The following is a 10,838-nucleotide window of genomic DNA, read 5'->3' as shown; positions in this document are numbered from 1 at the left end:
CAATGTCAATCTTACACTGGATTAATCATTTAAACGGAAAAAAACTAGCTCAGATTAAACATGCCCTGAGTTTTCAATAGCACAACACGTTAATGCTTTTACAGTTTCTTTTTATAAATTCTTTCTACAGTTACTTACTATAGTTACTTTTTATAGGTCGTGTATTTTTTGTGTAAATTTCGTGTGGTGGTAAGTGTCTATTTCATACGATTTTAAAAGTGCTGTCGATGTCATAGCTGTTATTTTCCTTTTTATAGGTCGTGTTCATTGTAAAGCATTCAGGGCTGCTTTTCTGGCCTCTGTTTTGAGTTTTTTTAACTGCCTAATTTTATATTCTTTCCGCTGTTTTTCTGCATAAAAAGTCAATTTTTCAAGATCCATACTGAACGAAACCCAAAAACCGCGTGTATAATGACTGTAGTATTTTAGTCCCCAATGGCTTATTTGCAGTTCATCTTTTATTTTATTTAGCCAATATTCTTTTTGGTATTTCTTCAACCATTCAGGAAGGGCTTCATCCTTTTTACTGTTTCCTGCCATTCGGCTTAACAAGTAATCATTCGTAACCTTTTTACAACTCTGTTTCTGAATTATTGACCGCAAAGCAGCATAAGCCAGAAAGCAAACGATTTCAAACTCATCCCGGCCCTGCTTGTAAAAATCAAATATCCGATCCTTATCAATTGAGGTTTTGGGGCTTCCTTCCGGTATGCTATCAAATAAACATCTACCATTCTTTACTGCACTTTCTAATCCCGAGAATCTTAAACCTAATTCTTTTGCGGCAAGTTTTGACCGTTCAAGATGTGAACCTTCTTGTTTTAGATATTCACAATACAAACAGTAATCCATTGCATTACTCAAAACATCTTTAATATGTGCTGGGCCTGGATTTAATATTATGATCGGAAAGGTCAAATACTTCATGGTTCAAATGTTTTAACATACCATGAATAAAACCCGTCAAATTCTTTTGCAATAACATACAATCCTCCTGCGCGTTCAATATTTGATTGGTATTTCAATTGTTCCAAGCTTTGTCTGTCCCTTCCTATCTTAACTTCAATTTTCACAGATCGCCCTTTAACTGTTGCTGAAATGTCTGCTGTTCCGTTTGTTCCCGTCCCTGGGATCCATTTACCCTGATACATACGACCCGTATTATTGATCCGTTCCGCCTGCCAGCCGTTAAACCGCAGAAAGTCAATGATGCACTTAGTCAAACCGTTAGCAGTATTGGGCTTGTAATTTGGGCGTGGCAGCCATTCTACCGGAACGTTGGGGTAACGTTCCCGCTTATTAGCCATTGATAGGTCTATAAGCCTCTGTAATGCTATGCTACGCATAATCCTGCCCTCCTTTGTCAAATAGGCCTAATTGTCGGCGTTTGGGGGCTTTAGTAAGATCAGTCGTTAAATACCATGCTTTAAAGCCCGTCCTTTTGCATGTCTTTTTGAACAGTTCCCACAATTGGCCGGACTTTTCAAGATCCCGTTTGTAGCGGCAGATACACTTTTGCGGAACGCCTGTTGCCTCTGAAATCATTGAAGCAGTGGCAATATGTTCCTGTAAATACTGAAATATGGTTTGCAGCTGGGTTAAGGGTGTATTACCTTCACTTTGTCTTTTCTGCTGGGGGGTGTTCATGCTATTCATGACGCCCTCCTTTCTTTTTGGTCAAATACCGTTCGGCTTCGATGGCTGTTTCTGCCAATGTCTTCTTTCTACCTTGCTTCAGCCAGGTATCAATTTCCGATTTCAGAAACCTCAATTTCTTGCCGCTTTTATGTACAGGAATTCTACCAGCGAACACCCAGCCGTAAACGGTCGGCTTTGTGGGTTTGTCCGGGTGGTATTGGCAAAGTTCGTTGAGGTCAAACCAACGGTCGGTTTCGGTTGGTTGTTCGTTACTCTTTTCAAGTAACAGCCTTTTTATTTCTCTTACTTCATTGGTAAGGTGTGTAAAAGCTTTCGGTAATGTTTCAAGGGTTAAACCCTCTGTGAAATGTTCCATTGCGGCATTATTTAATGAATAATGCTACAATATTATTGGGATGTTTAGGTCGGTTACAATGCTGTTATAATCCAGGTATTGTAACAGCACAAAGATTTTTTAATGCTTATCTGTACTTTTTAGTTCGGGGCTGCTCGACCCTTTGTATTTGTCCTTTCTTTACTTCAATCAAAGGGCTTTTACAAGGGTAATAATTTCGTGAAATCGTTTTTTCAACAGTATCGTAAACAAACTCTTTCATCGTATTTCTATTAGCATAAGTAAAATTTGAAATAACCCACTTAATTAAATCCTGCTTTTGGCAACCTGCAATAAAATCATGTTCAATTAATTTCTTAAATGTATCGGTAAGCCTGTTTCCATTCCCTTTGAATAATAGTTTTCCATTGGCGTTGTCACCCCATTCAATAACTCGTTTCAATTCAATTTGCTGTTCCGGGCTGAAAAAATCTTTGAGAATATCAAATACAATTTGCACGGCTTCAGGTTTTAATGCGGGTTTCGATTCTATTTTGTTCTCTGCTTTTATTTCATCATTTTGAATTGAGGAAGTCAGTTCAGGACATGCAGCGGTTATAACATTTACAATTCTTGCACATTTCTTAGCAATATCCTGATTAAGATATGTTTCATAATTCCCTTCTTCTGAAAATAGATTAATGCCATCCTTATCTGTGATTTCCGCTGTTATTCTTTCGTCAGAAAATTTAAGATATCTAATTCCAGTTTTTCCTCCACCCTGTATCAAATCGTATATTTCTTTATTATTAAGCTCTATTATTTGAATTGATCTATTCAAAGTTTCTTGTAACGAAAAAGTATTCTTTGATCCTTCTCTTGAAAGGTACTCCTCCAAAGCATCAACATCTAATAAGTCCCTGTTGCTTTTTACAAACCAATGATTTATTTGTTTATTCTTAATTTGTTCTTGGAATTTACCTAACCAAAAACCGACATCGAAACGAATGAGAGAAAGAATGTTTTCCATGTGTTTATTTTATTGGATAAGTAATTTTGAATTTACCAGCATTCCGACATGTTTAAAACAATAGGGCTAACTCCTTTTCGGGAATAGCCCCATTTAACTCAAGAAATCAATTTTAATCGCTTAACCTGCTTAAATTCTCGCCTGTGAGTCTCAAAAAGTCTTTCAGGTTATTGAACAAATCAAAAGTTTCAGACTTTTTTTCTTCTGAAAGCTTTGTGAACGCTTCACTGCAAACAAATGCCTTATACCATGCTTTTAGACCATTTACATCTTCAATTGATGAACGTATGTCATCCTCAAAAAGGGAAACATCACTTAAGATTCTTTTTTCGATCTCATTTGTAATAGTGTTTGTAAGCATAATTTTTGTTTTAAAAGTGTATGATTATAATTCAAGTTTTATTTTATCGGCTGCTTCACGTTTGGTTTGATCTATGACCTTTGCATAAATCTGTGTGGTTTTCAGTTCGCGGTGGCCCAGCATTTTTGAAACGGTGTAAATATCTGTTCCTTTTGATAGCTGTAGGGTAGCGAACGTATGTCTGAAACAATGAAACGTAATATCCTTAGTTATCCCTGCTGCCCCTATCCATTGGTAAAGATGCTTGTTTTCGTATGCCGAGTAGGTAAGCCCTTCAAATACTTTATCAGTGGATCGTTTGGGTTCTCCCAGCAACTGATATGCTTGCTGTGAAATGGGTAGCACCTCAACACCTTTTGTCTTTTGCTGGGTAAACTGTATTGAATAACCATTTTCAACGCTATGGTATATTTCGCCCCAAACCAGTTTTTGAATATCTGAAAACCTTAACCCGGTGAGAGCTGAAAATAAGGCCGCCCGTTTCAGTAAAGGGTTGTTGCATTCTGTTTTTACAAGTTTGTTCAATTCCTCTATGGTTAAGAAATTCCTTCTTGTTTCAGCCTGTTTTATAGGTTCTACTTTCGCATTTAAGTCGGCTTGCAAATACCCGTCTTTATAGGCCTGTTTCAGTGTTGCTTTTAGCTTATTAAAATAGGAAAACGCTGAATTTTGGGAAAGAGTTGTTTTGCTGCTCTTATTGCTTTTGGTAGTGAGTAAATAGTCTTTAAACGCATTACAAAATTTTTCGTCAAGGTCCGCGAATTTCAAGATCCCCCTGGTAAACGTTTCAAGGTAATTATAAGCTGAAATCCAGTTGTCATGGTTACTGGCTTTACGTTTATCGGCAAGCTTTTTGAAATACTCAACAAAGTTCTTTTCAGCCTTCTCCTTAATTTTTAGCTTTTCCAGTTCATATCCAGTATAAACTTCGGGCTTATTCAAATGGTTTTCCCGTTTCTGCCTTATCTGTTCGGCGACCTGTAAAGTGTCTTTATTATGCTGTTTATCAACAGGCCCCTTTGCTTTATCAAATAGGTATAGTCCTAAAAATTCCCTTCGGGTGGGTTCGCCCGTTTCAGGATGGGGTATAGCCGGGTAAAAGTCAAGGTATAGGCTTTGCCGGTTTCCTGAAATTGCCTTTGTTCTAAGTTTAACTTTTTAGTTGCCATTGTCTTTCTGCTTTTGAAAAATACTATCAATATCTGATCGCTTAATTATCGTCCGCGTTCCCGCTTTGCCTGAATTAATATCTCCCCTGCCCAGCATCCGGTAAATTGTTCGTCTGCTTACCCCTAAAAGTCTACTGGCCTCCAAAATGCTTAAAAAAGGTTTTGCCATCAGTTCCCCAAAAGGCCTGGATGCTATTTGTTGAGTTTCCCGGTTACTTAACCTAATCTTTAAAGTCTTAACATTCGCCTTGTATGCTTTGGAACTGCAAGCATTGGAACAGAAACGGGTAACAGTGGTTCGGGCCGTAAACTCTTTACCGCAATGCTGGCAAATCCTTTGCACCTGGATGTTTGTACTCATAATGTGTCTATGCGTGCCTCTATGTGCCCCTGTGTGCCTTTGTGTGCCATAATTCATCTTTCGAGGTACAAAAAGGGGCATTCACGATTAATTATGACTTAAAGGTACAAATAAGGTACAAATATTCGCAAAATAACCGAGTAACAACTATTACCAACAAGTATCATAAAATCAACATAATACACTGATTTATATCAATTTATGATAGTGTATTAGATGTTTTTTAGTTTGGTGTTTTTGTTGGTTACTTTCCGATGCAAAACTTGGAAAAGATAAAATCCAATTGATCTTCATTGGTGATTTGCCCTGTAATAGTACCCAGATAGTGTAAGCACTGCCTAATATCCAGGGCTAGCAAATCCCCCGGCACGTGAGTATCGAGGCCTTGTTGTACATCATTGAGGGCAGTCGCTAGCTTTTGTAAAGCTTCATAATGGCGTGCATTGGTCACAATGGTAGCTTCGGTGTGGATATCACCGCTGATAGTGCGAGCTATCAGGGATTTTTTGAGGGCTTCTACTCCATGGTTTTCTTTCGCTGAAATATAAATGGCATCGGGGAAAGCTGTAAATGCAGAAGAAGCCTGTACGTTCACATCTGCTTTATTGCCCACCAATAAATAAGGTATCGCTTCCTGTTTGAACTGCTGCACAATGGCTTCCAGCTCAGCAACAGTAGTATTGTTCACATCAAACAGATACAACACAATATCAGCCGCCCGCATTTTCTCCAGGCTCTTCTCTACACCAATACTTTCAATCACATCATGCGTGTGCTCGCGGATACCGGCAGTATCAATCAACCGGAACAGTATGCCATCGATGTTCAGCACTTCTTCCACTGTATCGCGCGTAGTGCCTGCGATATCGCTTACAATGGCGCGGTTCTCATTCAGTAATGTATTCAATAAAGTAGACTTGCCCGCATTGGGCTTGCCGATGATGGCCACTTGCACGCCATTACGGATTACATTACCCAACTGGAAAGAATGCAATAGTTTCTGCACTGCAATGGTCAAGTTTCCAATGAGATCATTGAGCTGCGAACGATCGGCGAACTCTACATCTTCCTGCGAAAAATCGAGTTCCAATTCTATCATTGCAGAAAAACGAATGAGTTGTTCCCGCAGCTCAGAAAGATCTGAAGAGAAACCGCCACGCATATTGTGCAAAGCCGCTTTGCGGCTGGCTTCGGTATTGCTGGCAATGAGATCGGCCACTGCTTCGGCCTGGGCCAGATCGAGCTTGCCATTTAAGAAAGCACGCTGCGTGAACTCACCCGGCTTGGCCAGGCGCACACCGCGCGTAACAATGGCCTGAATGATCTTCTCCTGCACAAAGGGAGAACCGTGGCTGCTGATCTCTATCACGTCTTCGCCCGTATAAGAACGCGGGTTTTTAAAAAGAGAGATCACCACTTCATCCAACACCGTAGCGCCGGTTTTGAGCAACCCTACATGCAGCGTATGCGAAGGCTGCTGCTGCAGGTCTTTGGAAGGGAACAATGCATTCACCACTTCAATGGCTTTCTTACCACTTACCCTTATCACGCCAATGGCGCCGATACCCGGAGGGGTAGCCAGCGCCACGATCGTATCGTCCCAGCCCATTAATTGTTGACTCATGCGCTTGTTCGTTTCGCCAAAAATAACACAAATTCTCTGGGGGCTTCTTTACTTGCTTGCCCACCGTAGCTTTAGCGAAGGTGGTATTAGTTTGCGTCACGTAGATCGAATCCAATCGACTGGCGGTGGCGGTATGCCACTTTTCTTCCATTCTGTTCAGCAGGTACCCAATCGGGCCCCTTCAATATTACACGCAACGCTTCTTCTTTGGTGCCATAGCCCGGATCGTTCTCGGCTTTTACATCGCTGATCTTACCGAACCTGTCTACCACAAAAGAAATGATCACAATGTACTTTGCAGGAGGAGCACCGTTAGAAACAGGCACATCGCTGTTGAGGTTGCGCTCGAGGTATTTGCGCCAGGCTTGTTCGCCCCCATTAAATGAAGCGGGGATTTGTACCGAATAGAAGATCTTGTCCAAATCTTCGTCCTTGCTCTTGGGAGCCTCTATCTTACTTGTACCTTTTTCCACTGGCGGCGCTATGATATTATCATCCTTCGTTCCTTCTACAGTCATTGTTCCAATCTTGGTGTCTTCCAGCACCGCCATATCTTTCATCTCATCTTCAGGCTTCACCTGGTCATCCTGTACAATCTTGGGCACCACATACTGCGTGGTAGCCACTTTCTGCTGCTCGGGCTTCAGCGGCTTGATTTCTTCCGGCTTGGGTTCATCTTGTTTGATGTTCTCCAACACCACTGTGGGGCCAACGAGCAGCACCGCATCGCTTTTCTTTTTTGCATGTGCCCAGATAGAGCCAGCAATAAAAAGCATGCACACGAGCGTGGTGCCACCCAATGCATAAGTAATACGTTTGTTGTAAGTTTTGCGCAGGTCATAAGCGCCATAGGCTTTGTTCCGTCCCTCGAACAACAGGTCGAGAAAATCGGCAGCAAGAATGTCTTTCTTTTCCATATGTGTAGGTTTTTAAATGGGACGCCGCCCCAAAAAAATTCCACACCCGAAAAATTCCATAAACATTTCGCAGAAAATCATAAAAAAATCTCCCGTATTGCTACGGGAGATTTATATACTCGTTCGTAAGAAAGTAAGAATGATTATTCTTCTGCTACCACAAATGTGATACCCTGCTTGTGGCGATAGATCACATTACGTCCGTTTTGCACGGCAGGCTTCCAACTGGGGCCTTTCTTAATTACACGTACCGCTTCGTCTTTGGTACCATAGCCGGGGTCGTTCTCAGCTTTTACGTCGCTGATATTACCCGCTTTGTCTACGGTAAAGGAAACGTACACTGTGTACTTGCCGGGAGGCGCGCCCTGCTCAACAGGCAGATCCCTGTTCAGGTTACGCTCCAGGTATTTGGTCCAGCCGGCAATACCACCGGGGAATTCAGCGGGTATCTGTACTACGGTAAATACTTTATCGTAGTCTTCTTCCTGCTTGGGAGCCGCTACCACACCGGTACCCTTGGCTTCAACGGGCGGCGCTACAATTCCCTCATCCTTGGTACCTTCCTGGTTGATGGTACCGATCTTGGTGTCTTGCAGTTTTTCTACTTCTTTGATCTCTTCTTCGGGTTTCACCTCTTCATCCTTCACAATTTTGGGAGGAGTGAACTTGGTGATCTCCACTTTCGGGGGCTCCTGCTTGGGCGGTGGTGGCGGTGGTGGCGGCTCAGGCTTTTTCTCTTCCTGCACCTTCTCCAGCTGCACATCCGCCTGCACTACCAATGAAGTGGTCTTCTTCTTGGCAGAGTTGGCAATAATGGAACCCGCGAGAAACAGCAAACAAACAGCTACAGTAGCCACGAGTGCAGTCACCATCCTTTTATTGTAGGTCCTGCGCAGCTCGTAAGCCCCGTAATCTTTGTTCCTGCCATCGAATATAATATCGAGTATATCCGCGGATAAAATTTTGTTTACGTCCATTATTATGGATTTTTTAAAGTAATGTTTAGTTTGATGCTGTTGCAGCGCCGGCTTTCTCCGATGCTACCACCAGCTTCTCTTCCACGTCGGTGATATCCACCAACGCATAACGCTTCAGCACGTCGATGGTCATCTCATCCAGGATATCCACCACGTTCCGGTACGTACATTCTGAAGATGGCTTCAGGATGATCACCAGGTCCTTCTCAGGCGTGCGCGATTTTTTGTCGAGCAACACGTTACGGATCTCTTTGAAATTAGATGACTTGAAGTTGGAACCGTTGTTGGTCAACTCTCCTTCGTAGTAAAAAACGTTATTGTCTTTTCCCAGGAGAAGGGTGATAACACCGGACTGCTTCGCCTTATTTTGGTCTTCCGGCTTATCGGCATCTTTCGGTAAAAAGAGCCTCATGGCCGTAGGCTGACTCATCGTAGTGGTGAAGATGAAGAAAGTAATGAGCAGGAAGCCCAGATCCACCATGGGTGTAAGGTCAACCCTGGTAGACAGCTTCTTCCCTTTCTTGACCCCGGGGCCTTTTTTATGGCCACCGCCACTCGAGGTATCCATTTCTGCCATTGCGGTAGATTTTTTTAGTTAATAATAGTTCGCGGCAGACCCTTAGTCTGAACGCTTCTCTCCTTTCATAACACTCTTATACAATTCAGACCCCTGGGGTACATTCTGCGGGTTGGTTACCATTTGGAACTTCAGGATGTCGTTTTTCTTGAATGCATCCACCACCCCTTTAAAAGCGGGGTATTTGGCTGCATTATCACCCTTCACCAGGTAAGCCGGCGCGGTTTGCCCCATATAAGCATCACTTACCAGGCGCATCCAGGTGGTCATTTCATTATTGGTGGAATCCTTCGCAGGAATACCCGGTAACGCCGCACCTTTACGCTGGTCGCTCGGTATTGCCAGGAATGATTTCAGGCCCGCAAGCGGCGCTCCGATGAAATCAGCGGCGGCAAAAGCCTTCACGTCCAGGCCCAGGTTCTTGGTGGTATTCAAGGTATTCGCTATGGTTTCTTTCTTTTGTTTATCATCCATCGAAAGAAATACCTTCCCGTCCTTGTCGATCGTTATCAGCACAAAATTCTTATCGGGGGCAACCTTGGCAGCCACCGAGTTAGGGGTGGTTACCGTAATGGCTTCAGCCGGCTTGAACTTTGTTGTTAAGATGAAGAACGACAACAGCAGGAAAGCCACGTCACACATCGCCGTCATGTCGATGATGGTACTCTTCCGTGGTAATTTGGCTCTACCCATTGTTAATTATTTATATTGATTATCACTAATTAAGATTCAAAATGCTCCGTTTTCCATACAAATTCCTGAGGAAATTATTCCTGAAGATTATTTGTAGTTGGCAGCGAAACTTTGAGTCAGTGTGAAACCAGATTCGTCAATACCATAAGTGATGGCATCGATACGGGTAGTGAATACGTTATACATGATGATCGCTACTGCTGAAGTACCGATACCCAGGGCGGTGTTAAACAACGCTTCTGAGATACCTTTCGACAGTTCGCGGGCAGCGTCTCCACCACCTTCATCACCCAGTGCAGAGAACGATTTGATCATACCCAATACGGTACCGAGCAGACCCAGCAGGGTTGATACAGACGCCAGGGTTGACAGGAACACCAGGTTCTTTTCCAGCATAGGCAGTTCCAGCGCAGTAGCTTCTTCTACTTCTTTCTGGATGTTCAGTACTTTCTGGTCGGTGCTCAGTTCTGCATTGCTGATCATCTCTTTGTATTTTTTCAGACCAGCCTTCATTACATTACCTACAGAACCTTTTTGCTTGTCGCACTCAGCAATGGCTTTGTCCACATCTTTATTAGCAAGATGGAACTGCACTTTGCGAACGAACTCTGCAATATTACCGGAACCGGCAGCTTTGGTGATGGTAGTGAGCCTTTCGATAGCGAAAGTCAGTACAATGAAGAAACAACCGATCAGGATAGGAACGATGATACCACCTTCATACATTTTGGCAAATGTAGCAGAGGCTTTAGGTCCTTTGTGCTGTGGCCAGAAACCACCAGAAAGATCGGGTTGTGTAAAGTTACTCGGAGCACCCAACACAAAACGCCAGATGGTATATCCCAGAGCAATACATAAAATTGGCGCAAGCCATGAAATTGTGTTGGAGCCTTTCTTCGGTTGAGCGGAAGATGAGCTTTTTACAACAGCTGTTGCGATTGGTTTTGTCTCAGCCATGATTCGATTGTTTTTGTTTTTTAGAAATTACAGTTGATTTAAAAAAAAATGTCCTCGCAATTCTAATGAAAAAAGTTTTGAAATGACAAAACATTCGTTCAAAAGTTTCCTAAGGGGCCTCCAAATTAGCGGTTTTCCCGAAAACCACAAATTTGATCTTCCGGGGGCATTATCCCGTTATTCAACCACTCATCCATTTC

Annotated in this window: 14 protein-coding genes and 1 pseudogene; all 15 read right to left on the bottom strand. The window is 42.6% G+C overall.

Annotated elements, in window-relative coordinates; genetic code table 11:
- Window positions 1–264: 264 nt before the first annotated feature.
- Entirely contained in the window at window positions 265–927 is a 663-nt protein-coding gene (locus BLU98_RS16770) for a hypothetical protein (RefSeq protein WP_092726958.1), read from the bottom strand.
- A complete protein-coding gene (locus tag BLU98_RS16765) occupies window positions 924–1,307 on the bottom strand; it encodes a hypothetical protein (RefSeq protein ID WP_139173995.1) in 384 nt (127 codons plus the stop codon). Before BLU98_RS16765 ends, BLU98_RS16770 begins: the two co-directional genes overlap by 4 nt.
- A 31-nt stretch (window positions 1,308–1,338) precedes the next feature.
- On the bottom strand, window positions 1,339–1,656 hold the full coding sequence (locus tag BLU98_RS16760; protein ID WP_092726956.1) for a hypothetical protein: 318 nt from the start codon (window positions 1,654–1,656) through the stop codon (window positions 1,339–1,341).
- Window positions 1,649–2,014 (bottom strand): helix-turn-helix domain-containing protein, encoded by a 366-nt coding sequence (locus BLU98_RS16755; protein ID WP_092726955.1) that lies wholly within the window; start codon window positions 2,012–2,014, stop codon window positions 1,649–1,651. The genes BLU98_RS16760 and BLU98_RS16755 overlap by 8 nt, the downstream gene beginning before the upstream one ends.
- A 106-nt stretch (window positions 2,015–2,120) precedes the next feature.
- The gene (locus BLU98_RS16750; protein WP_092726954.1) at window positions 2,121–3,002 is read right to left on the bottom strand and encodes a hypothetical protein; all 882 of its coding nucleotides are present in this window, start codon (window positions 3,000–3,002) and stop codon (window positions 2,121–2,123) included.
- A 112-nt stretch (window positions 3,003–3,114) separates the two neighbouring features.
- Window positions 3,115–3,363, bottom strand: coding sequence for a hypothetical protein (locus tag BLU98_RS16745; RefSeq protein WP_092726953.1), 249 nt, complete (start codon window positions 3,361–3,363; stop codon window positions 3,115–3,117).
- Window positions 3,364–3,387: 24 nt separating this feature from the next.
- Window positions 3,388–4,305, bottom strand: a complete 918-nt coding sequence (locus tag BLU98_RS18160) for a tyrosine-type recombinase/integrase (RefSeq protein ID WP_371937965.1) — start codon at window positions 4,303–4,305, stop codon at window positions 3,388–3,390.
- A 15-nt stretch (window positions 4,306–4,320) separates the two neighbouring features.
- Window positions 4,321–4,506 (bottom strand): annotated as a pseudogene (locus tag BLU98_RS18155) (site-specific integrase); the annotation flags it as partial.
- Window positions 4,507–4,521: 15 nt separating this feature from the next.
- Complete coding sequence (locus tag BLU98_RS18150; RefSeq protein ID WP_371937966.1) at window positions 4,522–4,701, bottom strand: helix-turn-helix domain-containing protein; 180 nt, start codon at window positions 4,699–4,701, stop codon at window positions 4,522–4,524.
- A 436-nt stretch (window positions 4,702–5,137) separates the two neighbouring features.
- The gene (mnmE, locus tag BLU98_RS16730) at window positions 5,138–6,517 is read right to left on the bottom strand and encodes a tRNA uridine-5-carboxymethylaminomethyl(34) synthesis GTPase MnmE (protein ID WP_092726950.1); all 1,380 of its coding nucleotides are present in this window, start codon (window positions 6,515–6,517) and stop codon (window positions 5,138–5,140) included.
- Window positions 6,518–6,603: 86 nt separating this feature from the next.
- The gene (locus BLU98_RS16725; RefSeq protein ID WP_092726949.1) at window positions 6,604–7,434 is read right to left on the bottom strand and encodes an energy transducer TonB; all 831 of its coding nucleotides are present in this window, start codon (window positions 7,432–7,434) and stop codon (window positions 6,604–6,606) included.
- Between the two features lie 143 nt (window positions 7,435–7,577).
- Window positions 7,578–8,411, bottom strand: a complete 834-nt coding sequence (locus BLU98_RS16720; RefSeq protein WP_092726948.1) for an energy transducer TonB — start codon at window positions 8,409–8,411, stop codon at window positions 7,578–7,580.
- 25 nt (window positions 8,412–8,436) lie between these two features.
- Complete coding sequence (locus tag BLU98_RS16715; RefSeq protein ID WP_092726947.1) at window positions 8,437–8,988, bottom strand: ExbD/TolR family protein; 552 nt, start codon at window positions 8,986–8,988, stop codon at window positions 8,437–8,439.
- 42 nt (window positions 8,989–9,030) lie between these two features.
- Complete coding sequence (locus BLU98_RS16710; protein WP_092726946.1) at window positions 9,031–9,681, bottom strand: ExbD/TolR family protein; 651 nt, start codon at window positions 9,679–9,681, stop codon at window positions 9,031–9,033.
- An 87-nt stretch (window positions 9,682–9,768) separates the two neighbouring features.
- Window positions 9,769–10,638 (bottom strand): MotA/TolQ/ExbB proton channel family protein, encoded by an 870-nt coding sequence (locus tag BLU98_RS16705; RefSeq protein ID WP_026769098.1) that lies wholly within the window; start codon window positions 10,636–10,638, stop codon window positions 9,769–9,771.
- Window positions 10,639–10,838 lie beyond the last annotated feature (200 nt).

Origin of the sequence: Hydrobacter penzbergensis, from assembly GCF_900106985.1 — a bacterium.
Classification (GTDB): Bacteria; Bacteroidota; Bacteroidia; order Chitinophagales; family Chitinophagaceae; genus Sediminibacterium; species Sediminibacterium magnilacihabitans.
Note: the sequence above shows the minus strand (reverse complement) of the source record. Positions and strands in the feature narration are given on the sequence as shown.

What these genes read in the sequence shown, in the direction of transcription:
- BLU98_RS16770 (WP_092726958.1), bottom strand. Translation starts at nt 927, where the DNA reads ATGAAGTATTTGACCTTTCCGATCATAATATTAAATCCAGGCCCAGCA.
- BLU98_RS16765 (WP_139173995.1), bottom strand. Translation starts at nt 1,307, where the DNA reads ATGGCTAATAAGCGGGAACGTTACCCCAACGTTCCGGTAGAATGGCTG.
- BLU98_RS16760 (WP_092726956.1), bottom strand. Translation starts at nt 1,656, where the DNA reads ATGAATAGCATGAACACCCCCCAGCAGAAAAGACAAAGTGAAGGTAAT.
- BLU98_RS16755 (WP_092726955.1), bottom strand. Translation starts at nt 2,014, where the DNA reads ATGGAACATTTCACAGAGGGTTTAACCCTTGAAACATTACCGAAAGCT.
- BLU98_RS16750 (WP_092726954.1), bottom strand. Translation starts at nt 3,002, where the DNA reads ATGGAAAACATTCTTTCTCTCATTCGTTTCGATGTCGGTTTTTGGTTA.
- BLU98_RS16745 (WP_092726953.1), bottom strand. Translation starts at nt 3,363, where the DNA reads ATGCTTACAAACACTATTACAAATGAGATCGAAAAAAGAATCTTAAGT.
- BLU98_RS18150 (WP_371937966.1), bottom strand. Translation starts at nt 4,701, where the DNA reads ATGGCAAAACCTTTTTTAAGCATTTTGGAGGCCAGTAGACTTTTAGGG.
- mnmE (WP_092726950.1), bottom strand. Translation starts at nt 6,517, where the DNA reads ATGAGTCAACAATTAATGGGCTGGGACGATACGATCGTGGCGCTGGCT.
- BLU98_RS16725 (WP_092726949.1), bottom strand. Translation starts at nt 7,434, where the DNA reads ATGGAAAAGAAAGACATTCTTGCTGCCGATTTTCTCGACCTGTTGTTC.
- BLU98_RS16720 (WP_092726948.1), bottom strand. Translation starts at nt 8,411, where the DNA reads ATGGACGTAAACAAAATTTTATCCGCGGATATACTCGATATTATATTC.
- BLU98_RS16715 (WP_092726947.1), bottom strand. Translation starts at nt 8,988, where the DNA reads ATGGCAGAAATGGATACCTCGAGTGGCGGTGGCCATAAAAAAGGCCCC.
- BLU98_RS16710 (WP_092726946.1), bottom strand. Translation starts at nt 9,681, where the DNA reads ATGGGTAGAGCCAAATTACCACGGAAGAGTACCATCATCGACATGACG.
- BLU98_RS16705 (WP_026769098.1), bottom strand. Translation starts at nt 10,638, where the DNA reads ATGGCTGAGACAAAACCAATCGCAACAGCTGTTGTAAAAAGCTCATCT.